Raw genomic sequence first — 26602 nt, 5'->3', positions numbered from 1 at the left:
AGTAGCCGTATTTGGTCGAAGCGGAGGGGCCGCATGTGTAATCTCTATCGGATGGAGGACAAGGACTGGGTTTCAAAATGGGCTCAGGACGCCGAGAGCCTCATCAACCTCATGCCAGCCTATCAAATGAACCCCGATCAGATGGGACCGATTGTCCGCAACACCGCTGATGGAAGGACACAATTGGCACATGCGCGTTGGGGTCTTCCCTCGCCGCGGTTCACCTTGGAATAGGCCGCCAAAGCCAAGGCCGAAAAACTGAAAGCCAAAGGGAAGCCCGCCGATCTTGAAGAGCTCAGGCGCGTAGTGATCAGTCTCCTGTACAAGCTGTCCCCCTGGCACGTGCATGAAGCCCGGCAGGTGGCCTTCGAGGTATTCTGGTTCGGTGCGGACGTCGATCAGATAAGTCGTTCGGTCCGGGGTTTGAAGGCTGCCGATGTCCGACAGAGCAATGCTCCGAACACCCGCGCGCGCGGCGACGGCTGCAGCGGATTTTTGCGCCTCCGAGCGGTCCCTGGCTTCGACGTCAGCGAAGCTCCTGCTCGCTCCCTGTTCCAGTGTCTGACCTGCCAAAGTCCATCCAATTGTTCCGTTGCGAAGACCGACGACCTTGTTCGGTATCCCGGCATTGATGAGAGACTGCGTCCCGATGATGCTGCGTGTGCGGCCAGCACAGTTGACGATCACAAGGGTCTCGGGATCGGGAGCAAGGTCCCGTGCGCGCAGGACGAGTTCACCACCGGGAACGTTGATACCCTTTGGAATGCTCATCGTTTGATATTCGTCAAAACGGCGCGCATCGAAAACGACCGCGTTGGCTCCTTCATCGAGAAGCGCCTTTACCTTGGTCGCGTCCCAGAGCGGCGTGTGCCTTTTCGCTTCGACCAGTTCACCGAATGACTTGCTCGGCACGTTGACGTCAATGAACAGTTCGCCGCCGTCGGCCTTCCACGCTTCCAATCCCCCTTCGAGGATATGGACATTCGTGTAGCCGAGCGATTTCAGTTTCTCGACGGCGATGGGAGCGAGGTCTCGTATGCCATCGTGACCATACAGAACGATCAGCGTATCGCGTTGTGGGATCCTGCGCCATGCATCCAGTTCAAGCCGGGCAATGGGAAAGTTGGCTGCCCAGAGGGGATGCCCTTGCGCGAAAGGATCTTCTTCGCGGACGTCGGCGAGAAGGATTTCCGAGCGGGCCAGAAGATGCTGCCGCACTTCGTCGTACCTGAGGCTGTGCTTCGTTATCGGGGCTGACATATTTTCTCCTGCTATCGATCTCGTGTGCTATTCACGAGGTGATGGTCTGGCTGGCAGCTTCAAAGTCGACCAGCCTGCTGGGAGCTGCCGCGCCCTGAAACAGCGTTGCGGCTCTCGCTCCAAATGCGCTGATGGGTGGTTCGAGAGCACCGAGAGTCGGCGCGTGACAGAGCCAGAGTTCTGCGCGCAACGAAAAGTCGCTGACTGTGATGATCTCCAGTTTGGTACGGTGGGGGCTCATCTCCAGAAGGGGAACGGGAACGAGTCCAAGTCCGAGACCTGCGGCAACCATCTCCAACTGCGTCTCTCGAGCAAAGGTGTCGAGATTGACCTTGAACGGAAGATTGAGCACCGCATGCACGCGCTGGAGTTCTGCCCTGAAACCGCATCCGTCGGGGTTCAGAATCCATCCGGATTTGTGAAGGGTGACAAGGCGGTGGGCACGGTCTCCGCCCGATCCGAGCGGCCCCACGATCGCCATCTCGACCTGCGCCAGCGAAACGGCGGTCACTTTGTGCGGAAAGATTTTCCGTGTGGGCATCAATACGATCGCGGCATCGATCTGGCCGTCGACGAGCTTTTCAACAATCTGGTTCGCCCAGCCTGTGGTGGCACGTATAGACAGTTCCGGCCATCGCTCCTGTTGCAGATGGACTATGTCGGCAAGAATCACATCGCAGACTGCCTGGGTCAGTCCCAAGCGCGCACCACCCGTTAGGTTCGAGCGGGCACTCAACGTCAAGCGGAGCTTGTCGACCTCCCTGAGAATATTGAGGCACTGCTCGTGGACGCCGAGACCTACGGTGGTTGGAACGGGTGGCTTGACGCTTCTGTCGAGCAGGGTAACACCGAGGTCCTTCTCGAGGTTCTGGATGCGCTTCGAGATTGCCGACTGGGTCAACGAAAGAATTGCCGCCGCTTGGCTGAGCGACCTGGCTCCGACCACTGCGATGAAAGCTTCGATGTCGTCGAGGTTCATTTGCAGTCGTCTCCGCTTGGTGCATTTCTGGAGTTAAGTACCCTGGAAAGAACCTTCTCCTCGATTGACGTGAACGCCTGCGAACTGCGCACACGAAGACGCGCAAGCTCGATATCCAGCTCGAGAACGATCTCGCCTTGCTCCATCACGATGACGCGATCGCCAAGAGCAATGGCCTCCTCGACGTCGTGTGTGACGAGAAGGACAGTGAATCCGTGGCGCGCGCGGATGCTTTCGATGAGGTCCTGCATTTCCAGTCTCGTCAGTGCATCCAGTGCGCCGAGCGGTTCGTCAAGCAGCAGGAGACGCGGGCGGTGTATAAGGGCACGGGCAAGGGCAACGCGCTGCCTCTGTCCACCTGATAATTGGGACGGCCATTTGTCAGCGTGTTCGGAAAGACCAACCTCGGCAAGCGCCTTGCGTGCGCGGTTCTGCCATGGGTTGGGCAGGCCGATCCCGATGTTTTGGAGAACGGTTCTCCAGGGCAAGAGGCGCGCGTCCTGGAACATCATCCGCACCTCACCGGAGATTTCGGATAGGGGATTTCCGTCGATCTGGATCGTCCCGCCATCGATAGTTTCGAGGTCCGCGATCAGCCGCAGTAGAGTGGACTTCCCACAGCCCGAGCGGCCGACAATCGAAAGAAACTGACCGGCGGGTACGTTGAGCGAAAGGCCCTTGAGAACCTCCGTCCCGTCAAAGCCCTTCCACAGGCCGAGGATGTCCAGCGCGGCTCCGCCCGCGGAGGTGTTGCTTAACGAAACCTCTTTTGCCACGTTCGGCCGCGTCGATTTCAAGGAGACTACAGTCACCAGAGACCTCTCTTACTTCTGATAGGATGGATGCCAGCGTAGCCAACGGTTCTCCGCGAGCCGCGCCAGCCAGTCTGTCAGCTTGCCAAGAAGCGCGTACAGGATGATCGAGAGCACCACGACATCGGACTGAAGGAATTCACGCGCGTTGGTAGCGAGAAGGCCGATACCGGAACTCGCCGCGATCGTCTCGGCCACGATCAGCACGATCCAGGCCACCCCGAGCGCGTACCGCACACCAACGAGAATAGACGACATGGCTCCAGGCAAGATGACATCGCGCACAAGACCGGTTCGTGTCAGTCCGTAGTTCCGCCCCATCTCGATCAGACCCTGATCGACTGATTTGATGCCGTGGAAGGTGTTGAGGTAGATCGGAAACATGGTAGCGAACGCCACGAGGAAAATCTTGGCTTCCTCGCCGATTCCGAACCACATGATGACGAGTGGCACCATGGCGAGCGACGGAATGTTACGGAGCATCTGAAGCGAACTGTCGAAGAGCGTTTCCCCGGTTCGCCACAGGCCGTTCACAAAACCGAAGAACAGCCCCAGAGCCGAACCTATACCGAAGCCGACGGCCGCGCGCCAAAAGCTGGCTGCCATGTGCTGCACAAGCTCGCCGCTTGCCGCCAGAGACCAGGCGGCCTCCAGGACGGCGAGCGGCGACGGAAGAATGCCTTGGGAGAGCAGTCCTCCCGATGAGGCGATCTGCCAGAGAATGACGACGATTACAGGAAACGCCCACGGAGCAAACGCCTGGGCCAGATACCGTCCTGCTGTGGTTGGAGTCTTCGCGCTGGTCGTGATCATCGTCAGCCTCTGCGTTCGTCAGTCTGTCTGCTTGGGAGAGAAGGAGTCATCCAGCAGGTCGCTGGCTTTCAGCTTCTTGTCGATGATCCCGGCTCCATAATAGAGATCGATCGTGCTTTGCTGGAGCTTCTCGACGTCTGCGTTGATCAGCTGGGGAGCGTGCCTTTCGCGGGTCTGCTTGCCGAGCGCCACGTCATCGGGAATTTTGACGAGCTGGGCGATAATCTTCGAGTATTCCTGCGGATGCTCGAGCCCCCAGGCGCGAGCCTTGGCGCTGCGGGCGACGAAGTCCTTGAGGATATCGCGCTTGCCTTCGATAGCAGCCTCGGAAGCGATGAAATAGGAAAGGCTGGGGTAGTTCTTGCCATCGACGATGATGCGAGCCCCGGACTTGAGCGTCGCGAAGGAGATGTAGGGTTCCCAGAGCGAGACGGCGTCGACCGATCCGTTCGTCAAGGCGAGCGTCGCCTCCGCGGGCGGCAGGAAGACCGGCGTGATGGCGTCTTCCTTGAGACCAGCCTCTTTGAGCGACTGGAGGATAAGGGCGTGGCCCGCCGAACCCTTCACGAAAGCGACCTTCTTGCGGACGAGATCCTTGATGCCCTGATAAGGTGCGTCGTTCTTTACGATGATGGCGTTGCCTTCGTACTTCGTGGCGAAGATGGCCTTTGCCTTGACACCACGTGCAGCGGCAAAGGTCAGTGGCGCGTCGCCGACCGAACCAGCGTCAAGAGCTTCGGCAGCGAGAGCTTCGAGCAGAGGGGCGGCGTTGGCGAATTCGCTCCACTCGACTTGATAGGGGACGTCCTTGAGCACGCCGGAAGCGTCCATGACCGCGCGCGCGTTGCCGCGCTGGTCGCCAACGCGCAGGACGTCCTGGGCCGAGGCGACTGTTGCCGCGACGGACAGCGCTAACGACAGCGCCAGGCGAATGATTGACTTGGTCTTCATCACAATACTCCTTGATGCGAGGTCAGAGCGCAGCGCGCCTTTTCTCGGTTGTTTCGCGTGTTTCGAATTGATTGGCTGGCCGTTCGAGACCCAGGGTCTCGCGGAGGGTGGTTCCGGGATACTCCCGACGGAAAAGTCCGCGCTCCTGGAGAACAGGGACGACGCCTTCGAGGAACAGGTCCTCGTCGCGACGGATGTAGGGAGGCAGGATGACGAAGCCATCACACGCACGCTGGGCGTACCAATGGGCCAACTGACTGGCGACTTCCTCCGGCGTACCGACGGGCGCGAAGAAGGAGAGGCTTTCAGCGTACCATTTTCCGACCTCGGCAACCGTCATTTTCTGTTCAATGGCGCGCTTGATGACGTATTGGAAACGGCCGACGCTGCCCGTGATCTTGTCGGTGATATCGGGGAAGGGTGCATTCTGGGGGAACTGGGCGAGGTCGAAGTTCATGCTCGCCGACATGAAGCTGAGGCCTGCCTCGGGCAGAATGAGTTCCTTGAGCTCTCGTTCCTTGTCCAGTGCTTCCTTACGGGTGCGACCGACCACGGGGACGATGCCGGGGAGGACCTTTACGGCGTTCTCCGAGCGGCCGCCTTCGACCACCTTTTCCTTGAAGCTCTTGTAGAAGCTTCGTGCGCGCTCCAGTTCAGCATGGACGACGAAGATCACCTCGGCATTCTGCGCCGCGATCCCCTGGAACCGGTCCGAGACGCCAGCCTGAATGAGGACCGGACGACCCTGCGGCGGGCGGGGTACGTTGATAGGCCCGCGGATTTTGAAGAAGTCGCCTTCGTGGTCGATGTAATGGAATTTGGTGGAATCCGCGAAGACGCCGGACTTCTTGTCGAGGACGAGCGCATCGGCTTCCCAGCTATCCCATAGCTTGCCCATGACGTCCGCAAATTCGATGGCGCGGAGGTAGCGCTCCTCGTGTCCGAAATGTTGCTCCCGGCCGAAATTGCGCGCCTCGCCATCGCTTACGGAGGTGACGAGGTTCCAGGCAGCGCGACCGCCGCTGATATGGTCGATGTTCGCTAACATACGGGCGGCGGCATAAGGCGAGGCATATGATGATGAGATCGTGCCGCCTATGCCGATGTGATCGGTGACGGCTCCGAGCGCCGCCAGTGTGGTCAAGGGCTCGGGCCGGGTGACGAGACGATACTTCACCGTGTCGGCAAAGTGCTGGCCGTAGTTGTCGTCGATCGAAAGCTTGTCAGCGACGAAAAGCATGTCCAGCTTCGCAGCTTCTGCGCGGCGGGCGACGGTCTTGTAGAGCGCCCAGTCGACGCCGCCGGAGGTGGCCGACTCCGGGAGCCGCCAACCTCCGAGATGTGTGCCTGCCTCGAGATAAAGAGCGAGATGCATCCGTACGCCTTCCTGAGATAATCATTCTCAGGAAGACTATTTATATACAATCTATCGTCAATATAGAAATAATGGAATAATATCTGATCTCGAAAGAAAGCCTCAAGGGACTAATTATACGCGGGTTGAGGAAACAATTTCCTAGTGGACAACAATTCTCGCGAATGGCTGCCTACCACGATAGCGTCGAAATTGTCGCACGCGTGCATCCCTGATCAGTCGGGGGTAAAGCTAACTTCTGTCCTTCACGGCGGTGGGGCCGGAATCCGCCCGTATGAGCTATCGAGTCGGGTGACTGACGGGAAGGCAACATGTCTGGGATGTTCACCGATATCTCCAATGCGGGAGGGTCTAAGTCTCAATCAGAATTTCGGGCGCCACCTCTGGAAGGATGGGGGTGCTGATCGGGGTGTAGAGATCGACATCAGCCGCAGTTCGCAACGTTGCGACAAGTGCATAACGAACCGCTGTATTACCCCTTCTCTGACCGGTATTCTCCCGCCACCATCCGCCAGTCGGATAGATGGCGATAGCGTCACGCTGGGAGAGCTCGACGGCGTTTCCCTCCCAGATATCCCCATGCAGCGATCCCCGATTGCGAAGAACGGGACCAAGCGTCCAGCCTGCATCTCCCGCCGCCCTTGCCGGCGGCCTGGCCCCGGCCGCGGCATTGATGCGACGCAAGAAGACATCGGGGCGCTCGTCGCCCGGTTTCAACGCAAACCGCAATCCATGCGAAGCGTAGCTGTGACGGCGTGTTTGGCCACGCTCCCCAGGATTGGGCTCAATGAAATAGCTGAGCGTGATCCGCAACTGAACCTGGGTTTCACCAAGAGCCTCGAGTTCCTCTGTTGGCCAGGGAAGCGCGTGCAGGACCATGTCCTTGGTCTCGATCTTGCTGCCCACGGTCTTGAATGGTTGCATCTGGTTCTCGATGACCATGGTGACATCGTTATCGAGACTTCCAAGGGCGCGCACCAGTGATGGAACCCCGAAACCGTAACGCCGAATCAAGGCATTCTTGTTGATCCCGCCGAGATGGGCTTTCATCGTCGGTGTCCATTCCGCCGAATGGACGATCAGGGCTCTGACCGTCTCGGGCCACAGATCAGGACGCTGCCCCAGGATCTGCGCGCCCATCCTTGCCGCGAGCGCAGTTGCTGCACTGGTCTCGCCGGTCGTCGTGAACGCCCGGTGCTCGGGCGTCCGATAGGTCGTCAGCAGCGCGAGATCGTCAAGGTGATCACCAATGAGCGTCGCCGGATCTACGCCCAGATTGCCACCCTCGAAGACAACATCGGGTTTGAGGGGCCAATCGTGGTTCCAAGTGACGGAGGTACGGCTACGTGGCATGAGATCGCCGACCTGGGCCATGACACCCCATCCGTTGAAGACCGGGTCGGTGATCGCCGTCTTCTCGGTAAATGCTCCGACCGTCAGCACATTCCACGCCTGGGCCGGGCTTTCGATCGGCGTGATATCGTTGCGAACGAGATAATCGTTCTGATGAATGTCCTCACGAATATTGCCGGCAGAAACCGCAATCAGGCGCGGCGCATTGTCGGCGCCATAGGCAAGTGCGTCGAGAGCCGCAGACCATGACGACGGACGGCCGCGCCAGTGATCGCCGTCACTGGTCAGGGCAAGGCAGATCGCGCGAGGCCGGTCCGGTGCGACGATCTCGGCACGCGCTATCGATTGGGCGGTGATGGCGCCGAAGAGATCGGGGTCATTCGCGCCATGGTCAGGCAGGATCTTCACCGACTCCAGCCGGTGCGTCAGTATGATCTGCCCGGCTCCGGCGAGGACATCGGTCAGGTCACCGTATAGGGCGACGCCGGAAAGCTGGGTGCCATGTCCGCCGTGCCCCTGATTACTGGTGTCTTCGACGTTCCAGCCAGGATCGAATGCCTGCTGATCCACTGCTGCGAGCGCCGGGAGGATCAAAGGGTGACGTCGGGTAGAGCCTGAATCGAGAAGGCAGACGGCGGGACGGTCACCATCGGGGGCCACAATGCGGCCCGCCGTCTCCGCAGCCCAGGCGCGTTGCTCGGCGCCGTCCATCTCCATAAAGAAGGCCGGTGTATCGCGGGCGGTTCGTAGCTCTGCGATCGTGTCGGTGTGCGCAATGATCCGCCCGAGGGTTTCGGCGCTCGCGTGGACGATCAACACCTCGCGCTCCGGAAACTGAAGGGCATGTTCACGCACCGGAAGCTCCAGTCGCTCAGCCGCCGTCGCAAAGGTATCTCTGGTCCCGAGACGCAGCCAGACCTCCCACCAGATGGCCGTACCGGGCACCGGAAAGAACGCCTCGTCATCCGTATAGAGGGATCTGGCCACCGCAAGACGCGCGGTCTCAAGTGAGGCCACGAGCACTTCATTCTTGGGTCCGTTGTTTCTTTCGACGATCTCACCGTCCACCTCGACCCGTTGGATCCGGTCCTGGTCGCGATATTCGGCCACCTTCTTGAGGTAATAGTCGCGCTGGCGCTCGGGGACGAAGACGGTGGCGGCAATCGCGTTCCCTCCCTCCCCTATCGGGCGAACGCTAACAAGTTCGATCGGAAACCTGCCCTGGCGGTTTTCGAGCTTATCGACGATCTCGCTCTGGGATGAAGGGAGTTCGAACTCAAGATAGAAACCTGGCGTTCCACCCGCAAGGTCGGGCTCGCGGGCTCTCAATTGCGCTTCCGCGTCTGCCACTGCGCGGGTAAGGGCTTCTGTCAGCTTTACAGCATGCTGAGCCCTATCGCGCACCGGCACGGTTGTGCCGCCACCTCCGCCTCTGGCAGTGTAGTCCTGGATGTTCCCGTGACCGGGCAAATAAACGTGTGGGAGTGGACGCGGTGGTTCTTCTGCCATCGATTATTGCGACGCCGCTCCTTTGCGTTCGGCTATCGCGAGGGACAGATCGTTCTGGGTGATGCGGTCCCGGTCGGACAGGACGACGAGTTTCGCGGCGTCGGCCGCAGCGCGGGCAATCTCGGCCTGGCTCAAACCGGCAGCATCTGCAACCGCTTTTGTCCAGTCGATATCCTGGGTGTCGAAGCCGGATAGGCGCGCTTGCAAAATGCCGGTCGCGACTTCAACGCTCGGCAATGCATACTCGATGACGTCATCGAACCGCCGAAAGAGCGCTGGATCGAGCAATTCCGGGTGATTAGTCGCCGCCACCACCAGACCGTCACTCTCATCCTCCTCGAGGAATTGAAGGAACGAATTGAGGACACGCCGGATCTCGCCCACGTCATTGCGTTCCGCGCGCTTCGCGCCGATCGCATCGAACTCGTCGAAGAAGTAGACGCCTTTGGTTTCAGCCATCGCCGAGAACACCAGCCGCAACTTTGAGGCGGTCTCCCCCATGAACTTCGTCATCAAGCCATCGAGCTGCACGGTGAACAACGGCGTATGGAGTTCACCGGCGAGCGCAGCCGCGGTCATTGTCTTTCCGGATCCGGGGGGACCGATGAGCAACAGTTTGCGCCGTGGGGCCAGCCCATGGCTGCGAAGCTTATGCTGTTGTCGCTGCTCGAGAATGACTCGTTTCAAACGAGCTTCGAGCTCCGCAGGAAGGATCATGCTCGACAACCGAACGTCAGTGTAGCGCACCGCAACCAGGTTCGCGAGATCACCGCGTGGCTGCGCAATAGGAACAGGGGCTTTCTTGCGCCCGGAGGTACGATCCTTGTTGGCGCGCGCTGCATCGACAAGCTCGCGGAGTTGCACAGCCACCTTTCCATGACCCCTGCGGGCCTCACTTGCTGCAGCCTGCAATGCAATCGTCAGGAACTGCTCGTCGTCGCCTTCGACGTGGCTCTTCAGCAGCGAGATCAACTGCTGCGCCGTGGTCATGACGACTGAGCTCGGTTCATAGATCGAGCTCCTTCTGATTGAATGGTCCACATTTGCGTCATCGTGTCCCTCTCGCGGTGACTTTTTGGCACTTTCGAGAGATAGACGCCTCTCCCAAAGAACTGGTTAAAATCCAGTTTAATGATCGCCATAGCGAAAAGCAATTTGAACGGAGCAACAGTTCCCAACATTTGAGACTGCAACGAGAGCAAATTCTTTCCTATCAGCTTGATGGATACATTCGCATGGTTATCCATCTATCTCACTCGGCATTGCGTTAGCGATCGAGACCAGCGTCGAACGCATCCAAGCGGGAGCCCGGACCGCATTGGATGCTAGCGTCTTCTTGTCGCTGGCCGACAGTCGACGCGAGGCGATCTGCGCAACGTCGGCGGCACGCACCGCCCCGACGTGACGAAGGGCCTGAACAACTGTGCCGGCAGCACTGCCCGGAGCAATAAGGTGCTTGGGCGAAGCGTGGCGCAGATCAACGACGCGCTTATCGAGCACAACACGGCGCGACGGGCCATCAGTCAGATAGATGCTATGTGCGGGGACCTGTGTTGACAGGCCAAGGGCATTCGCCGCGCGCGCACCGGCGATCTGCACCTGAGATCCGGTCTCCCGCGCCAACGCTTTCGCCACATCGTCAGGCCTAGGCGAAAGGGCCCCAAGTTGCGGATGAACCTTTGGGAAGTCGTACAGGCCTCGCGTCAGGCGCCGAAGCTTTCCATTCCTGGCCAACCGAGAAAGCGCTTGGTCGACGGCCGCGCGCGCGGCCACGTCCAGGAAATCACTGGGCGTGAAGACACTGCCGCGCCCGCCGGCACGGGCACGCTTCATAATTAGGTCTGGAACTGATGTCGCGAGGGGTTTCATGCGTCAGAAATTAGGCTATATTTTTCTGACATTCAAGAGCGCGCTTCATGTTCGAACAATATGAGTAGATCCAAGGCGACCATTCACACGGTCGTCGTTCAGTCTACTGCCGGCACGGCTCTGCTTTCTTACATACGAAAGCAATGCCTTGAGTGCGGCGGAGATATTCCGGTTCTTTGGATAACACAGCATGAACCCCGGATGGGGGGCGACCCAGCCTTCCAGGAGTGAAATCAGACTGCCGTCGTCCAGAAAAGGCTTCGAAATTGGCTCTATGCCATAGCCTATGCCCTTGCCGCTGAGAGCGGCTGAAAGTGTGTAGGTCGAATCCGACACGATGAGCGAACCGCTGACAGCAACCTCGAAGCGTTCTTGACCGCGCTGAAACTCCCAGGGGTAGATTGCTCCGGTGTGGGGGCCTCGAAAGTTGATGCAATTATGATGAACGAGGTCTCCCGGTTCAGAGGGCGCCCCGAAACGGGCGAGATATCTTGGTGAGGCGTAGACAATGCGCTTTAATTCCGGTCCTAACCGAATAGAGACCAGATCGTCCTGGATGCTCCGGTTAGGGATGACCGCAGCATCAAACCCGGACACCGCGATGTCGACGAGCACATCTCCAATCGTGAGATCGATGGTAATGTCCGTGTAAGCGGCTTCGAAGCCATTAAGAAGCGGTTCCATATAAAGCCGCATCGGCATACGCGGGACGCAAAGCTTCAGCGTCCCGGAGGGCTTTTCCCGAGGCTCCGTCAGGTCCTCCATCAAGGTGTCGAATTCGGACATCATTGGCCCGAGGCGCCGGGCCAATCGACTTCCAGCTTCGGTCAATCTGACCGTTCTCGTCGTACGCTGCAGCAGTTTCGTCCCAAGCCGCCCTTCCAGAACCTGGATTGTGTAGCTGAGAGTGGAAGGCGCGATTTTCAGGGCTGCTGCGGCCCGAACGAAACTGCCGGAATCCACGATCATCATAAAAGCACGCAGATTGCCAAAGTCGGTGCCCCGCATTCTTCGAACCTCTCGAATAGTGAAATCGATAACAAACATATAATCGACAGGAATATGCACCAAAGTCTATATAATTAGTAGACTTTTGCTTCCTAAATAGGCCCGCCGCCCGCAATTTGAAACCGTCTGTCATGGGCGCGGCACCTCCTTATTCCTGAAGCAAAGAACGATATGCAACGAGAACTTCATTTCACCGCAAATTACAATCTTGGCCTCGGCTTGCACCCAGCGCGATGGCGCCTCATCGACAACCCCGCGCAGTTTCTCGATGTGAACGCTCACATCGAGGTCGCGCAGATCGCGGAGAAGGCAGGTTTCGACGCTGTTTTTCTATCGGACTTCCAAAGCCTTCCGATGGAGCCGCCAGTCGAACCGTGGCACGCACTCGATCCATTGCTGGCACTTTCGGCGATAGCGGCGAGAACTGAATCCGTGGGACTGATCGCCACTGTTTCCACGACATTTTCCGAGCCCTACGAACTCGCCCGCAAGCTCTCTTCGCTCGATCATATCAGCGGTGGCCGTGCTGCCTGGAATATTGTGACAAGCTATCTTCCGGAAGCAGGCTGGAATTTCGGCATGGACCTGCCGACGCATGACGAGCGTTACGACCGTGCGGAGGAGTTCGTGAGCGTTGCAAAGGCTCTCTGGGCAAGCTGGGGAGACGGTGCGCTATTACTCGACCAGGCTGGCGGCACGTTCGTCGACTGGAAGAAGGTCAGCCATCTCAACCATGTTGGAATGCATTTTAAAGTCCGTGGGCCCTTGCAGGTGCCGACCAGCCCGCAAGGAAAGCCCATCCTGGTACAAGCCGGATCCTCCGAGGTCGGCCTTAGCTTCGGCGCAAGGCACGCCGACCTGATCTATAGCCTCCAGACCAACCTCGAGGCGGCCCAGGCGGGTTACAGAAGGACGAAGGATGCGGTGCGCAAGGCGGGGCGCGATCCCGACCGGACGCTGTTCATGCCTGGAATCTATCCGGTCGTTGGCTCAACCGAAGAAGAGGCGCTCAGAAAAGTTGAACGACTCGACGCGCTTCGCGACCTCGCCGCCGATGCGCGCTGGTTCGGGATTCGTCTTGGTGTCCCTCTTGGTGGCGAGGACCTCGACAAACCGGCTCCGACCCGCGCTCAGGCTGACTTCACACCTGCGGTTTCAACCGGGATTTCGGAATCCACCTGGCAGATGATCGAGCGGCGGCCCGGCGCGACGCTGCGGGAAATCCTGCTCAGTTCGCAGGGACGCAACCGCTTTATTGCCGGGACGCCAGAGAAGGTCGCCGATGAGATTGAGTTGTGGTTCCGCAGCGGTGCGGCTGACGGCTTCAATGTCAGCGCCACGCATTTTCCCGATGGCTTCAGTTCGTTTACGGAAAGCGTCATCCCCATCCTGCAGCGACGTGGCATCTTCCGGTCGGAATATCGGCACAGCACATTGCGCGGAAACCTGGGGCTCGGTGAATGACGCGCGACCCTCACCACACGCTCACATCCACGGAATTAACGCAGAACGATCCGGTCCCGTCACCCGCTGATTTTGACGAAAGCCCAGTCGCGCGCATCTTCCGGCAGCCGACGATGCTGGGCCTCTTTCTGCCACTCAATGCCGGTGGCTGGAGTGCGTCGCATCTGCCACGCACGACGTCATGGGATTTCGGCTACAACCGCAACCTCGTACGAATCGCTGACGAACTCGGCTTCGACATCGTCTTTGGACTGTCGCAATGGCTTCCGAAAGGCGGGTTCGGCGAAGTACTGAACGGCACCTCTCTCGACCCCTTCGTCACCATGGCTGCGCTGGCGACAGAGACGAAGAATATCCTGCTCGCATCGACCGTGCATATCCTGTATGGACCTTGGCACCCGCTTCATCTGGCGCGCGCCGGCGCCACCCTCGATCACATCACAAATGGCCGCTGGGGCCTCAATGTCGTGACCGGTCATCGCCGGATTGAACACGAGATGTTCGGCGGCTCGCAGATCGAGCACGATCAGCGGTACAGGCTCGCCGACGAATTCGTCAATGCGCTGAAGGCATTGTGGCGCTCGGACGAGCCCGTCACCTTTTCCGGTAAATCGCCATGGCGGATCAAAGAGGGCTTCATCACGCCGAAGCCGCGTTTCGGCCGACCCCTTCTGATCAGCGCGACAGGCTCGCCCGCCGGCATAGACTTCGCTGCGCGGCAATCGGATATCGTCTTTGTCACTAGCCCCGGCGGGGGCAGTTTCGAGGCAGCGCGGGCGTCGCTCGGCGCCCATACCGCCACCGTCAAGGCAGCTGCGGCTCGAAACGGGCGCACAATCCGCGTCATCCTCAATCCAATCATCGTCTGTCGCGACACGGATCAGGAAGCTCAGGAATACTATGGCGCGATTGTTGCCGCCGTCGAGCAGAGGAATGTCGGCGGGCTGCATAACATTGCTGACACGAAGGATTTCGACAAACGGCTGGTCAGCGACGCGCAGGCGTGGGCGAAGAGCAACGATGTAAACTCGGTCGATGCGATCGCTGTCGGGGGGAATGTCCGGCTCGTCGGCTCGCCTCAACGGATCGTCGAACAGCTTGCCGCTTTGCATGCCGAAGGAGTGGACGGTTTCCACATCTCCTTCTTCGACTACCTGCCCGACCTCACCCATTTCGGACGAACCGTTCTCCCGCTGATGCGGGCAGCCGGTTTGCGGCTCTAGGGGTGATGAGATGACAGTTCAACAAAAAATCGCGTCGGGCCGATCAAGCGGGAGAACGGTGTCGCAAGAGCGTCTCAACCAGCTCAGTGAACAGACGCGTCGCGCAATCGCGCAGCTCGAACCGGTCACTCTGGATTGGGTTGCTCCGGTCGCCACAGATATGGACGTTGCCGTCATCGGCGGTGGTCAGAGTGGTGTTGCCATTGCGTTTGGACTGCGCCGTGCCGGCATCCGACGGGTGCAGGTTTTCGATGCCGCCACGCCGGAAACAGCGGGCGTCTGGAATACCATAGCCAGGATGCACACGCTTCGCGCGGGCAAGGGATTTACCGGTCTCGAACAGGGCATCCCTGAACTGACATTCGAGCACTGGTACGTTGCGCTTCATGGTGACGCCGCATTTGCCGCAATGGCGGAAATACCCCGCACCGTCTGGCTCGACTATCTCAACTGGTATCGCGAAACGGCGGGGATCGACGTGCGATGGCAGCATCGCCTGATTTCGATCGATCCGCGTTCGGACGCCGAAAACGCACCGCTCAATCTGCGCTTTGAACTGCAGGACAAGGGCGTGATAGATCTGTCAACACAGACGATCGTACTGGCAACTGGCCTGGACGGCTTGGGCGAACCCTATATACCGTCGGTTCTTTCCCACACTCTTCCTCCCGACCGCCTTGTCCACACGAACGACCTCATTAATTTCTCTAGCCTTCGCGGCTTGAGCGTGGGTGTGGTCGGAGCGGCCGCATCCGCGTTCGACGCAGCGGCTGTCGCGCTGGAACATGGTGCAGCGAGTGTGCATCAATTCGTCCGACACGGCGATCTCGTAGAGGCCAACGATCAGGCCGCCGCCAGACCCTCGGCTGACAAGCTGTTCTTTCCGGAATTCGATGATGCAATGCGATGGCGTTTGATTTTGGAGCGCCGGCGACGCAGCTCCGCGCCGGATGCGGCCATCGCCCGGGCCTGCCAGCATCCGAACCACTATCTCCATTTCAACGTTGCGGCAGAACAGATTGTAGCTCTTGGCGACGATATCGTAGCGAGAACGACGACGGGCGATATAATGCTGGACACGGTCATTGCCGCGACCGGCTATAGGCAAAACGTTTATGCCCGGCCGGAACTGACCGCCGCGGCTCCCCACATTCTCCTCTGGCAAGACCGCGTTGCGGCGGCGGAGGGGGAAAGCGGCTGGTCTTCGCATCCCTATCTTGGGAAAGGTTTTGAATTGCAGGAGATAGAGCCTGGTTCGGCGCCATGGCTTAAGCGTATCCATGTCTATACCTTCGCGGCGATCATCAGTCACGGCATCCATGCTGGCGATATCGGCAGCGCCGCGATCGCACTGCCCCGCCTGATCGCGGCAGTCGCTCGCTCACTCTTTATCCATGCTCGCGCGGACTACGAGCGGCTTGCGAGCCTCGGGCCGTCCATCGCGGTCGACCGCGTCGCTCCCTCACCCGTCTCCGGACCTTGGGAGGCAGCTCCATGAAGAGGCTTACGCGGGTTGGCCGCAGTCTGCTACGCAACCTCATTCAGGCGGTCCCGACGATGTTCGTCATCGTCACGCTCGGTTTCTTCGTGCTGCAGCTCGCGCCTGGGGATGCCGCCGATTACATGGCGGCCGAATCCGGTGCCGCCACGCAGGAAACGGTGGCCGACATTCGCCGGGCTTTCGGGCTCGATCTGCCGCTGCTCGATCAGCTTGCGAACTACTATACAAGTCTGGCGCATTTCAGTCTCGGCATATCTCCCCGCTACGGTGTCCCCGTCGCCGATCTCATCATGGAGCGTCTGCCGGGTACCCTGACGCTCATGGTTCTTGCGATCGTCATCGCCCTGCTGGTGGGGATCGCAGCTGGCACGATCATGGCACTGAACGCAACGCGCGCGGCCGATCGCATTCTTTCGGTGGCATCGCTGCTGTTCTACTCAGTCCCGACATTCTGGATCGGATTGATCTTCATCATCGTCTTCTCGGTGAAGCTCGGCTGGCTACCGGCTGGCGGCATGAAAACCATCGGCGCTTCCTCGGGGGGCTTTGGCTGGCTTATCGACCGCGTCTCTTATGCATTGCTCCCCGCGACGTCACTGGCGCTCTATTACATGGCGATCTACGCACGTCTCACCCGATCTTCTATCCTTGAGGTCATCGGGCAGGATCACGTCCGCACCGCAAAGGCGAAGGGTCTGGCGCCACGACAGGTTGTCCTTCGCCACGTGCTGCGCAACGCGCTCATCCCGATCACCACGGTGGCCGGTATCCACGTGGCCGGCATTCTTGGCGGCGCCATCGTCATCGAAACGGTCTTCAGTTGGCCAGGCATGGGTCGGCTTGCCTTTGATGCCGTCATGGCGCGTGAATATACGCTGTTGCTCGGCATCATGCTGGTCTCGTCAGTCCTGGTGATTTGCGTCAACGCTATCGTCGACATCATCCAGGCTGCCCTCGATCCCAGAATCGAGGTGCGCTGATGAGCGGCTTCGATATCGAATCCTCAACCGCACGCATGGCAGCCGGTGAAGCCCCCTGGAGCAACATCGGCAATCCTGTCATTGCGCGCTCGGTCCTGCGCGACTTTCTCTCGAACCCGGGCGCGACAGCCGGTCTCATGACACTCAGCATTATAATGCTCCTGGCGCTGTTGGCCCCGTGGCTGGCTCCGGGCGATCCGCAGTCGATTGTCGGCCCTGAGCGTCTTTGGCCCGGAGAAAATCCGGACTTTCTACTCGGCACGGATTCACTCGGTCGAAGCGTCTGGGCGGGACTGGTACATGGCGCCCGTGTCTCGCTGCTGGTGGGGATTTCCGCAACAATTCTCGGTCTGGTGTTCGGTGGACTTATTGGAGCCATCGCCGGCTATTGCGGCGGCTGGATCGACGATCTCATCGTCCGGTTCATCGAGATATTCCAGACCATTCCTAGCTTCGTCCTGCTGGTCGTTCTCGTCGCCTTCGCGACACCGACAATCGGTACGGTCATCGTCGGCATCGCACTTGTGTCCTGGGCGATGATCGCGCGTCTCACCCGCGCCGAGTTCCGCTCGATCCGGGAGAAGGATTTCGTCATGGCTGCCAGGGCGTCTGGCATTTCGGCGCCACGGATCATTCTGCAGGAAATCCTGCCCAACGCCCTGCCCTCGCTCATCGTGGTCTCATCGATCATGGTTGCCTCGGCGATCCTGATGGAATCTGCGCTGTCCTTCATGGGGCTTAGCGATCCGAATACCGTCACTTGGGGATCAATGATCGGCGCCAGCCGCGAGGTGATCCGCAGCCACTGGTACCTCACGCTCATGCCCGGTGGGTGCATCGTCCTCACCGTGCTGGCGCTCAACCTCATCGGGGATGGCCTCAACGACGCGCTCAACCCGCGGATCAGGCGCAAAGTCCGCTCGCGGAAAGCAGTGGAATGATGGCGATACCTTTGCTTGGTGTCCGCGACCTCTCAGTCCGATATCACAGCCGGAGCGGTGAAGCGGTTGCCGTCGAGAACCTTTCCTTCGACATCGCCGCCGGCGAGGCTGTCGCTCTGGTCGGCGAATCCGGTTGCGGGAAAAGCACGACTGCCCTTGCGCTGTCCAACCTCCTGCCGGACGAAGCGTCCAGCAGCGGCGAGGTGACCTTCGATGGCCTGGATCTCTTCCGCCTCCCACCCAAGGCATGGCGGCCCATTCTCGGACCCCGGATCGGCATGATCTTCCAGGAGCCGATGAGCGCTCTCAATCCGGTCTATACGGTCGGAGACCAGATCGCCGAGGTACTGCACGCCCATGAACGGCTGTCCCGGAAGGCTGCACGTTCGCGGGTTCTGGAATTACTCGATCTGGTGTCAATGCCGGAACCACACCGTCGTATCGCGTCCTATCCACACGAACTGTCCGGGGGCCAGAGACAGCGTGCCATGATCGCCCAGGCGATCGCGCTCACGCCGCTCCTGCTGATCGCAGACGAACCGACCACGGCTCTCGACTCGACGATCCAGAGCCAGATCCTCGAATTGATCGATCGTCTTCGGCGCGATCTGTCCATGGGCCTGCTTCTCATCTCCCACGATCTGACACTGGTGTCGCGCTGGACCGACCGCGTGGTCGTCATGCACAACGGCAAAAGGATGGAAGAGCTCAAGGCAGAGCATCTGTTTCAGGAAAGCCAGCATCCCTACACGAAAGGGCTGATCGGCGCATCGATCCGTCTCGGCGATGGACGCCACGCTTCATCGGAGCGGCTGAACGAGATCCGGACCCACAGGAACAGCAACGGCACAACCAGCTTCGAGATCCGTAGCCCGCCGGTTGCAGCGGAACCGCGCACCAATGCAACGGCAGATGCGCTTCTGGAAGTCGAGGATCTCACGGTTCGCTATGACCCCGCTAGCAAGACACCGCCTGCCGTCGATCGTGTGACCTTCGAACTCCTGCGCGGCGAAACGCTCGGGCTGGTCGGAGAATCCGGTAGCGGCAAGTCTTCGCTTTCAAAGGCGCTCAGCCGTCTGATACCCGTTGCCGGCGGACAGATCCTGTTCGAAGGTCAGGACATCACCCACGCAGGTGGAGCCGACCTGCGCGCCTTCCGCGGGCGCGTGCAGATGATCTTCCAGGATCCTTATTCTTCCCTAAACCCGCGCCGGACCGTTGGAGATATTCTCGATAGCGTGCTGCATGCACACAAGTATCGCAATTCCGCCGACAGGCAATCGCGCATAAGCGAAGCTCTCGACCAGGTCCGCCTGCCACGTTCGGCGGTGGAGCGCTTTCCCCATGAATTCTCCGGTGGGCAGCGTCAACGGATCGCGATTGCCAGAGCCCTGATCGTGCGGCCCTCGCTCGTCATCTGCGACGAACCGGTATCGGCACTCGACGTGTCCGTTCAGGCGCAAATTCTCAACTTGCTTGCCGATCTCAAGGAGGAAGCCGGTCTTTCCTATCTCTTCATCTCCCACGATCTGGCTGTCGTGAAATACATCTCGGACAGGATCATGGTCATGAAGGATGGACACATCATCGAGCGCGGCAACCACCAAAATTTATGGAGCAATCCCTCCCATGAATACACGAGGAAGCTGATCGCAGCAGCTTCGTAACGGCAACGGACTCCCTAAAACAACAGAACCCGAAACTTCACGAGCCAGGAGAATTTCATGATCAAACTGTCGCGCCGGACGTTCAACGCCGCCCTCGGAATCGGCGCATTGGGTACCGCCATACCCGGTATTTCGTTCGCTCAAACTACGCCGGTGCGTGGCGGTACCGCCCGCATCGTCGCCGCCAGCGAACCCGCCATGCTCATCGAATTGTTCCAGAACACCGGCAACGCCGGCGTCGGTTCCCGTGTCATCGAAGGGTTGTTGAAGGTCAGTTTCGACCGGACCTTCAAACCACATCTTGCGGAGAGCTGGGATATCAGCGCGGATGGAAAGACCTACACTTTCCACCTGCGCCCGGGCATCAAGTGGCATGACGGTCAACCGTTCACCTCCGCGGACGTTGCATTCTCGCTGCTGACGTTGAAGGAAACCCATCCGCGCCGGCGTGTGACGTTTGCATCGCTCGAAAAGATCGACACGCCCGATCCACTGACGGTCGTCGCCCAGTTCAAGACACCGGTTCCATTCCTGTTGCCGGCCCTTTCCGGCATCGCTTCGCCCATCATCCCGAAACACCTCTACGAAGAGACGGATATTCGGGCGAACCCCTATAACGCAAAACCGATAGGCACGGGCCCCTACGTGTTCAAGGAGTGGGAACGCGGCAGCCATATCCTGCTCGAACGCAATCCCGATTACTGGATCAAGGATCTGCCCCTGCTCGATGCTGTGGTGACACGGTTTATCGTTGATGTCAGCGCCCGCGGGGCGGCTTTCGAGGCGGGAGACGTCGATGTAGGCTATCACACACCCGTGCCGCTCGACGAGATCAAGCGCCTTGGCGACGATCCGCGCTTCGGCGTCGAGACTCGCGGTTACGAGCTTGAAGGCAGTCTGAACCAGTTGTTTTTCCGTCTGGATCATCCGATTCTCAGCGATCTGCGTGTTCGCCAGGCTTTCGCTCACGCCATCAATATCGACGACTACATCCGTCTCGTCTGGAAGGGATATGCTGTGCCGTCCCCGACCGCGATTGCACCGTCGATGGCAGAATATCACGATCCAAGTATCGGCTTCTATGCCTTCGACAAGGCCAAGGCGGAAGCGCTTCTTGATGAGGCCGGCCACAAGCGTGGTGGTGATGGGAAACGGTTCGCGCTGCGCCTTACCTACAATCCTGTCTACGGGCCAACCCGTGTCGGCGCAGAATTCCTCCGATCCGCCTTCGGCGACATCGGCGTCGACGTGGCGATCCAGAGCTACGACTACGCGACCTACATCAAGAGCGTCTATACCGACGCGGCCTTCGATATCGACCTCCAGCATCTTGCCAACGGTTATGATCCGACGGACGGCATCCAGCGCGGCTACTGGTCGAAGAACATCAAGAAGGGCGTGCCGTGGTCCAATCACTCCGGCTACAGCAATGCCGAGGTCGATGAAATCTTCGAGAAAGGATCGATCGAAATCGATCCGGCGAAGCGCAAAGAATACTTCGTCAGGTTCCAACACATCCTTCACCGCGATCTGCCGGCGGTAAACCTCGTTCAGTTCCAGAACCTGACGCTCTATCGCAAGACGCTGCACAACCACACCGAGGATTCGTCCGGGCATTCGGTCGACTTCGCCGCTGCGTGGCTGGGAAGCTGAGCTTTATCCGGCAGGCGGGCTCCACAGGCGCCGCCTGCCACGTAGCGCGACAACACCGTCATTATTTCCAAATTGTAAGTGAACGCCCTTGACCCATCATCCTCATACCTGGCCGACAATCGACACACCCGCATTCCGCACACTCGTGGCAATTTTCCGGCCGGTGTTCGCCGAAATCGCCGAAGGCTCGCGCCAAAGAGATGCGACACGCACACTCCCGCGCGATGAAGTCGCAAGGCTGAAAGCGCTCAAATTCGGTGCGCTGCTTCTCCCCAAAGATAAAGGCGGTTTGGGAGCGACACCGCTGGAACTCCTTGCATTGCTCGTCGAGCTTGCAGAGGCAGACTCGAATGTCGCGCAGATCTTCCGCGCCCATTTCGGATTGCTCGGACAGCTTCTCGACGAACCATCCAACGCCTGGACGAGGCGTTGCATCGACATCATCGGATCCGGGGAGATCATCTCCGCTGCAGCGACGGAGGTTGGAAATGCCACGCTTGGCAAATTTTCGACTTCCATCATAAAAACCAATGAGGGCCATCGTCTCAACGGCCAGAAATTCTATACGACCGGCGCTCTGTTCTCGGAATGGATGACTGTCAGCGGCTTGAACAATGCTGACGAGCTGATCATAGCGCTTATAAAAACGACGGCGCCAGGAACGTCCATTGTCGATGACTGGAACGGTTTCGGACAGAGACTGACCGCCAGTGGGACCGCCGTATTCGATCAGGTCCTTCTGCACGATGACGATATTGCGCCATCGGCATCGCGGTGGCCGTTCCTGACGGCCTTCGCTCAATTGGCCCATCTGGCAACGCTTGTCGGAATCGGGCGGGGGGCGTCCACTGCCGTTGCGGACTATGTGCGGTCACGCAAACGGACATATTCCCACGCGGCTGCCAGCACCGCGAGCGACGATCCGCAGGTGCTCCAGCTCGTCGGTAAGGTGTTTGCCAATGCGCACGGGGCAAACTCGATCGTACTTTCAGCCGCCGACGCCTATCACCGCGCTGTTGCTAAAGGCTGCAGGGAAAGAACGGAGATCGGCAAACTCGAGGTGCAGATTTACCAGGCACAGGTCGTCGTCCACCAACTCATCCTAGATGCGACGACCGTCCTCTTCGACGGACTGGGAGCGTCTGCGCTCAGCAACGAGTTGGGGCTGGATCGCTATTGGCGAAACGCCCGCGCCATCTCCTCCCACAATCCGGTCATCTACAAGGAGCGTCAGATCGGTGATTTCGCGGTTAACCGCAGCCTGCCGCCGGATCTTTGGACCACCGGCATTGGAAAGGCCTAGCGGATGTTTCGCGTCGAGGCTGGTCAACCTCACCTCAGCCGGCGCTGAACCAGATCGCGTGACTTAATTAGGAGATCTTATGGGAAATAAGCTGTTCGTTCTCGACCTGGGTGAAATTCGTGTCGACGAAAACTTCATCATCGCCAACTCCACTTTTGTTACGCCGCAGAAGCCGACGGTGAGTAGTCGTCTGATCGACATTCCGGTCTCCGCCTACCTCATCCAATGCACCGATGCCACGGTCCTCTACGACACAGGATGTCACCCGGAATGCATGGGAACGAATGGCCGATGGCCCGCGCAATCGCAACTGAACGCGCCCTATATCGGGGCGTCGGAATGCAATCTGCCGGAACGGCTGAGGCAGCTCGGCCTTTCACCGGACGATATTTCGACGGTGGTCCTGTCGCATCTTCACAATGATCACGCCGGTTGCGTCGAGTATTTCGGAAAGTCGAGGCTGATTGCACATGAAGATGAATTCGCAACCGCAGTCCGGTATTTCGCGACAGGCGATCATTCGTCGCCTTACATCGTCAAGGACATCGAGGCATGGCTTGCGACCCCGCGAAACTGGGATCTCGTCGGTCGCGATGAGAGGGAAAGAGAACTCGCGCCCGGAGTGAACCTGCTCAACTTCGGAACCGGCCATGCTTCAGGAATGCTGGGCCTGGCTGTCAGGCTTGAGAAGCAGCCCGGGTTTCTGCTCGTTTCAGACGCTTGTTACACCGCCACGAACTATGGTCCCCCTGCCCGCCGAGCAGGCGTTCTCCACGACACGATCGGTTACGATCGGACGGTCAGCCATATCAGGCAATACGCCGAATCCCGTTCTCTCACAGTCCTCTTCGGTCACGACCGGGAGCAGTTTGCCAGCCTGATCAAATCCACGGACGGATTCTATGAATAAGGAGCTCGCCAGGACTTGAACTGGCGGCGCGCCGCGGCCGTGAAAACGCCAAGGCAACTACCCCAGTAGAACTGCCCAATTGCCTCTACCTCAAACCGCATAAGCCAATACACCCTATGAAAGGATCCTTCAAATGACTTCATCTAAAGTAACTTCTTCACCCTTATCAAGCTCGCTTTCTCGCCGCCGTCTGCTCCAGGCAGGGGCGGGTCTTGCCGTGGCGGGAAGTGGATTTCTGCCCAGCTGGGAAGCACGCGCTCAGAGTTTTAAATCCGCTCCGCTGCATCAGCTTTTGCTGCTGAGCAATGAATGGAACACCATCATCAACGATGCGGCAAAGCGGGCCGCAGCTGTTCTCGGCCTTCCCTATAGTTCGGCGACGTTCAACCTCAACGATGGCACGGCCGTTACGCAGGCGCAGTCCGCCGCTGCGGCAGGTGCAAAACTCTTCCTCATCGTCAGCGCCGACGGGAGCAGTCTGAAGCGGATTGCCCGGACAGCGCAAGAAGGCGGCGGCTATGTGGTCAATGTCGGCAACAACATTCCCTGGACATCTCCGATTGACGCCGGAACCGGCTTTGCGCAGGCAATCGTTGCGCGTGAGGACGGAAATCGCGGCGGTAATATGTATGAAGCCGTCAAATACACCATTGGCCTGGCGGTGAAGAAGTTCGGGCCGGACGCCAAATTCCTGCATATCACCGGTTCGAAGGGTTCATCCTACGACAATCTGCGCACGGCGGCCGTGAAGCGTGCGCTTGCCGAATTTCCCGGTGTAACGATCGCCGGAAGTCTGCCAGGCAATTGGAGCGCCGAGGAAGGGCAGAAAGCGACCGAGGACCTCATCGCCCGCCACGGCGTGCCCAACGGCATTATCGCCCAGAATGATGGATCGCTGACCGGGGTTCTGGCAGCGCTGCGCGGTCTCAAGATCGAGGCCGGTGAGGAAGTGCTCACGGTTGGAGCGGATGGCGCAACCGATATCTTCAGGGCAATCAAGGCCGGAAAAGTCGCGGCCACCGCGTTCCAGTCTCCGGCCTATTACGGTGTCCAGGCTGTCGCCCGGCTCTTCGATGCTCTGAACGGCTATGAGGCGTCCGCCCCGGAAAGGTTCGTGGGGTTCAATGGGCTTCTCGTCACCAAAGACGATGTTGATGGTGTTCTGGCGCGCTACGTGGACAATCCGAACCTGCCCTTCGATCCGAAGCTGCTGTCGCATGTCATCAGCGGCGACAAATGGGACCCTCAGGCGCCGCTCGCCCCGATCAGGTACGACGACTACTTCACTGCCACCGGCATCGAGAAGCCTGCAGATTACCGACCTCAGGCAGACTATGCCAAGTCTATCGAAACGGGCGAGTTCGACGCTGTCACGAAGCGCTACGAGAGCGCCTACAAACTCAAGCTGGACGACTTCAGCTTCAAGGGCATCAAGGCATGAGAATGTCCATTCTGAGCGTCGAGAGCCTCACCCATTCCTTTGGTCCTTCGCCCGCCCTTCGCGATATAAACCTCGCGATCCGGTCGGGAGAGGTTGTCGGTATCGTTGGGGAAAATGGAGCTGGCAAGTCGACGCTTCTTAACGTGCTTTCCGGCACATTGAAACCATCCAGAGGAACCGTAGCGATCGGCGGCACGCCGGTCGCCCTGGAAAATTATTACGAGGCCAATCAGCGCGGGATCTGGCGGATCTTTCAGGATCCCGCGCTGATCGGGGCCCTGCCTGTCTATGAGAGCCTTTTCCTCGGCCATGAAAAGCGTTTCACGCGCTTTGGGGTGCTGAATAAGGCGAAGATGATTGATATTGCCCGCGACCTCGTGCGTTCCATGGGTATCGCGGTCGACGTCAAGCACCTGATGCTGAACTACGACTTCGCCACCCGGCAATCGCTGGAGGTCTGTCGGGCAATTCTGTTACCGAAAGTGCTGGGGTTGCCCTCCGGTTTCGTACTCTTCGACGAGCCGACAACCGGGCTTAGCCGTGCCGAGGTGGTCCGGCTTCTGGAAAGCATGGGCAGGCTTCGCAGGCAAGGCGCGGGCGTGGCCTTCGTTTCGCATCGCCTGCAGGAAGTTTTCGACGTCTGCGATCGGCTGATCGTCCTGAAGGATGGTGCGATCGTCGGAGAAGGGCCGATTTCTCAGTTCGATGAGGCCGGATTGCACCGGTTGATGGTCGGCCGGGCTTTCGAAAGCACGACGCCGGGCAAGAGGTCGACGCTCAATGAAGAGCCCTTTCTTGTCGTCAAGGGGCTTTCACGTTCCAGCCGACCGTCGGCAGGGCAACGCTTAACGCACCTCACCGACATTTCCTTCAACGTCGGAAAGGGCGAGATCGTCGGTATCGGCGGTCTTCTGGGATCGGGCAAGGGGCAACTTCTGCGCGTTCTGGCGGGCGTAACCTCCCATCGGGACGGCACGGTCGAGCTTGGGGGCATGCCGCTTGCAGGATCTATCGCCCAGCGGAAACAAAAGGGCATCGCATTCATTCCCGGTGATCGGTCGAACGAAGCGGTAGTCGTGACCGCGGATGTCGCATCGAACATTTCTCTGCCGAGCGGTCATGCCGGCGCTCGCGGTTTTTCCAACGCATTCGGCATCTGGCGTTCTGCTCGTGAGCAAAATGTCGCCAGACAGATGATCGTGTCCCTGCGGATCAAGGCCGTTTCAGGTCAACCCCTGCGTACACTGAGCGGTGGCAATCAGCAGAAGGTATCATTGGCGCGCTGGATCCATCGCGAGCCGGTGCTGCTTCTGATAGAGAATCCAACCGCTGGCGTGGATGTGGGAGCCAAGCGTGAAATCTACGCGCTTTTGCGAGATCTTACCGCTCATGGCACCTCGATCCTTTACGTTACAGATGATCTCCCGGAGCTGATCTCGCTCAGCGACCGGATACTGATCATGCGAGATGGTCGGATCGTCAGCGATATCGACAACCGCCAAACGCTCACGACCGAGCACGCCCTTGTCGCCGATATGATTGGTCCCGCCTCGAACGAGAAGACGCCGATTGTTGCGCCTTGAAGAGATT

At 59.3% G+C, this 26602-nt stretch carries 20 protein-coding genes and 2 pseudogenes; 12 read left to right on the top strand and 10 right to left on the bottom strand.

Annotation, left to right across the window (positions count from 1 at the left end):
* Positions 1-33: 33 nt before the first annotated feature.
* Positions 34-306: pseudogene (locus ATU_RS26755) on the top strand (SOS response-associated peptidase); the annotation flags it as partial.
* Here ATU_RS26755 and ATU_RS23445 read toward each other — a convergent pair.
* From ATU_RS23445 to ATU_RS23400, 10 genes and pseudogenes are all read right to left on the bottom strand, one after another.
* Positions 298-1260 (bottom strand): annotated as a pseudogene (locus tag ATU_RS23445) (rhodanese-like domain-containing protein); the annotation flags it as partial. The pseudogenes ATU_RS26755 and ATU_RS23445 overlap by 9 nt on opposite strands.
* Positions 1261-1291: 31 nt before the next feature.
* Complete coding sequence (locus ATU_RS23440; RefSeq protein WP_010974870.1) at positions 1292-2239, bottom strand: LysR family transcriptional regulator; 948 nt, start codon at positions 2237-2239, stop codon at positions 1292-1294.
* A complete protein-coding gene (locus ATU_RS23435; protein WP_010974799.1) occupies positions 2236-3015 on the bottom strand; it encodes an ABC transporter ATP-binding protein in 780 nt (259 codons plus the stop codon). Before ATU_RS23435 ends, ATU_RS23440 begins: the two co-directional genes overlap by 4 nt.
* A gap of 48 nt (positions 3016-3063) precedes the next feature.
* On the bottom strand, positions 3064-3864 hold the full coding sequence (gene ssuC, locus ATU_RS23430) for an aliphatic sulfonate ABC transporter permease SsuC (RefSeq protein WP_010974869.1): 801 nt from the start codon (positions 3862-3864) through the stop codon (positions 3064-3066).
* Between the two features lie 18 nt (positions 3865-3882).
* Positions 3883-4815 carry an aliphatic sulfonate ABC transporter substrate-binding protein gene (locus ATU_RS23425; protein ID WP_010974800.1) on the bottom strand — a complete coding sequence of 311 codons (933 nt, stop codon included), beginning with the start codon at positions 4813-4815 and terminating at the stop codon, positions 3883-3885.
* A gap of 22 nt (positions 4816-4837) precedes the next feature.
* Positions 4838-6190, bottom strand: a complete 1353-nt coding sequence (locus tag ATU_RS23420; protein WP_010974868.1) for an LLM class flavin-dependent oxidoreductase — start codon at positions 6188-6190, stop codon at positions 4838-4840.
* Between the two features lie 351 nt (positions 6191-6541).
* A complete protein-coding gene (locus ATU_RS23415; RefSeq protein WP_010974867.1) occupies positions 6542-9052 on the bottom strand; it encodes a S8 family peptidase in 2511 nt (836 codons plus the stop codon).
* 3 nt (positions 9053-9055) lie between these two features.
* Positions 9056-10042, bottom strand: a complete 987-nt coding sequence (locus tag ATU_RS23410; protein ID WP_012655016.1) for an AAA family ATPase — start codon at positions 10040-10042, stop codon at positions 9056-9058.
* Between the two features lie 249 nt (positions 10043-10291).
* Positions 10292-10885, bottom strand: coding sequence for a DUF6088 family protein (locus tag ATU_RS23405; RefSeq protein WP_010974802.1), 594 nt, complete (start codon positions 10883-10885; stop codon positions 10292-10294).
* A gap of 81 nt (positions 10886-10966) precedes the next feature.
* The gene (locus ATU_RS23400; RefSeq protein WP_010974803.1) at positions 10967-11929 is read right to left on the bottom strand and encodes a LysR family transcriptional regulator; all 963 of its coding nucleotides are present in this window, start codon (positions 11927-11929) and stop codon (positions 10967-10969) included.
* Positions 11930-12100: 171 nt separating this feature from the next.
* Here ATU_RS23400 and ATU_RS23395 point away from each other — a divergent pair, with 171 nt between their 5' ends.
* The 11 genes from ATU_RS23395 (at position 12101) to ATU_RS23345 (ending at position 26595) form a co-directional block, all read left to right on the top strand.
* The gene (locus tag ATU_RS23395; RefSeq protein WP_010974866.1) at positions 12101-13393 is read left to right on the top strand and encodes an NtaA/DmoA family FMN-dependent monooxygenase; all 1293 of its coding nucleotides are present in this window, start codon (positions 12101-12103) and stop codon (positions 13391-13393) included.
* Positions 13390-14616, top strand: a complete 1227-nt coding sequence (locus ATU_RS23390) for an LLM class flavin-dependent oxidoreductase (protein ID WP_010974865.1) — start codon at positions 13390-13392, stop codon at positions 14614-14616. Before ATU_RS23395 ends, ATU_RS23390 begins: the two co-directional genes overlap by 4 nt.
* Positions 14617-14674: 58 nt before the next feature.
* Positions 14675-16114 (top strand): SidA/IucD/PvdA family monooxygenase, encoded by a 1440-nt coding sequence (locus ATU_RS23385; protein WP_244423877.1) that lies wholly within the window; start codon positions 14675-14677, stop codon positions 16112-16114.
* Positions 16111-17097 carry an ABC transporter permease gene (locus ATU_RS23380; RefSeq protein ID WP_046033748.1) on the top strand — a complete coding sequence of 329 codons (987 nt, stop codon included), beginning with the start codon at positions 16111-16113 and terminating at the stop codon, positions 17095-17097. Before ATU_RS23385 ends, ATU_RS23380 begins: the two co-directional genes overlap by 4 nt.
* On the top strand, positions 17097-18038 hold the full coding sequence (locus tag ATU_RS23375) for an ABC transporter permease (protein WP_010974806.1): 942 nt from the start codon (positions 17097-17099) through the stop codon (positions 18036-18038). Before ATU_RS23380 ends, ATU_RS23375 begins: the two co-directional genes overlap by 1 nt.
* Positions 18035-19705: a dipeptide ABC transporter ATP-binding protein gene (locus ATU_RS23370; protein WP_045023436.1), complete on the top strand. Its 1671-nt coding sequence runs from the start codon at positions 18035-18037 to the stop codon at positions 19703-19705. Before ATU_RS23375 ends, ATU_RS23370 begins: the two co-directional genes overlap by 4 nt.
* A gap of 57 nt (positions 19706-19762) precedes the next feature.
* Positions 19763-21358 carry an ABC transporter substrate-binding protein gene (locus ATU_RS23365; RefSeq protein WP_010974864.1) on the top strand — a complete coding sequence of 532 codons (1596 nt, stop codon included), beginning with the start codon at positions 19763-19765 and terminating at the stop codon, positions 21356-21358.
* An 88-nt stretch (positions 21359-21446) separates the two neighbouring features.
* The gene (locus ATU_RS23360) at positions 21447-22661 is read left to right on the top strand and encodes an acyl-CoA dehydrogenase family protein (protein WP_010974863.1); all 1215 of its coding nucleotides are present in this window, start codon (positions 21447-21449) and stop codon (positions 22659-22661) included.
* Between the two features lie 79 nt (positions 22662-22740).
* Complete coding sequence (gene aiiB / locus ATU_RS23355) at positions 22741-23571, top strand: quorum-quenching N-acyl homoserine lactonase AiiB (protein WP_010974862.1); 831 nt, start codon at positions 22741-22743, stop codon at positions 23569-23571.
* Between the two features lie 133 nt (positions 23572-23704).
* Positions 23705-25012 (top strand): sugar ABC transporter substrate-binding protein, encoded by a 1308-nt coding sequence (locus ATU_RS23350; RefSeq protein WP_010974861.1) that lies wholly within the window; start codon positions 23705-23707, stop codon positions 25010-25012.
* Positions 25009-26595 carry a sugar ABC transporter ATP-binding protein gene (locus tag ATU_RS23345; protein WP_010974860.1) on the top strand — a complete coding sequence of 529 codons (1587 nt, stop codon included), beginning with the start codon at positions 25009-25011 and terminating at the stop codon, positions 26593-26595. Before ATU_RS23350 ends, ATU_RS23345 begins: the two co-directional genes overlap by 4 nt.
* Positions 26596-26602 lie beyond the last annotated feature (7 nt).

Origin of the sequence: Agrobacterium fabrum str. C58, from assembly GCF_000092025.1 — a bacterium.
In the GTDB taxonomy this organism is placed as follows: Bacteria; Pseudomonadota; Alphaproteobacteria; order Rhizobiales; family Rhizobiaceae; genus Agrobacterium; species Agrobacterium fabrum.
This window is presented reverse-complemented; position numbering and strand designations above follow the sequence as displayed.

Bases quoted from the DNA above. Each gene is read 5' to 3' on its own strand.
- ATU_RS23440 (WP_010974870.1), bottom strand. From the start codon at position 2,239: ATGAACCTCGACGACATCGAAGCTTTCATCGCAGTGGTCGGAGCCAGG.
- ATU_RS23390 (WP_010974865.1), top strand. From the start codon at position 13,390: ATGACGCGCGACCCTCACCACACGCTCACATCCACGGAATTAACGCAG.
- ATU_RS23405 (WP_010974802.1), bottom strand. From the start codon at position 10,885: ATGAAGCGTGCCCGTGCCGGCGGGCGCGGCAGTGTCTTCACGCCCAGT.
- ATU_RS23400 (WP_010974803.1), bottom strand. From the start codon at position 11,929: ATGCGGGGCACCGACTTTGGCAATCTGCGTGCTTTTATGATGATCGTG.
- ATU_RS23375 (WP_010974806.1), top strand. From the start codon at position 17,097: ATGAGCGGCTTCGATATCGAATCCTCAACCGCACGCATGGCAGCCGGT.
- ATU_RS23370 (WP_045023436.1), top strand. From the start codon at position 18,035: ATGATGGCGATACCTTTGCTTGGTGTCCGCGACCTCTCAGTCCGATAT.
- ATU_RS23395 (WP_010974866.1), top strand. From the start codon at position 12,101: ATGCAACGAGAACTTCATTTCACCGCAAATTACAATCTTGGCCTCGGC.
- ATU_RS23365 (WP_010974864.1), top strand. From the start codon at position 19,763: ATGATCAAACTGTCGCGCCGGACGTTCAACGCCGCCCTCGGAATCGGC.
- ATU_RS23345 (WP_010974860.1), top strand. From the start codon at position 25,009: ATGAGAATGTCCATTCTGAGCGTCGAGAGCCTCACCCATTCCTTTGGT.
- ATU_RS23425 (WP_010974800.1), bottom strand. From the start codon at position 4,815: ATGAAGACCAAGTCAATCATTCGCCTGGCGCTGTCGTTAGCGCTGTCC.
- aiiB (WP_010974862.1), top strand. From the start codon at position 22,741: ATGGGAAATAAGCTGTTCGTTCTCGACCTGGGTGAAATTCGTGTCGAC.
- ATU_RS23380 (WP_046033748.1), top strand. From the start codon at position 16,111: ATGAAGAGGCTTACGCGGGTTGGCCGCAGTCTGCTACGCAACCTCATT.
- ATU_RS23415 (WP_010974867.1), bottom strand. From the start codon at position 9,052: ATGGCAGAAGAACCACCGCGTCCACTCCCACACGTTTATTTGCCCGGT.
- ATU_RS23420 (WP_010974868.1), bottom strand. From the start codon at position 6,190: ATGCATCTCGCTCTTTATCTCGAGGCAGGCACACATCTCGGAGGTTGG.
- ssuC (WP_010974869.1), bottom strand. From the start codon at position 3,864: ATGATCACGACCAGCGCGAAGACTCCAACCACAGCAGGACGGTATCTG.
- ATU_RS23410 (WP_012655016.1), bottom strand. From the start codon at position 10,042: ATGACCACGGCGCAGCAGTTGATCTCGCTGCTGAAGAGCCACGTCGAA.
- ATU_RS23350 (WP_010974861.1), top strand. From the start codon at position 23,705: ATGACTTCATCTAAAGTAACTTCTTCACCCTTATCAAGCTCGCTTTCT.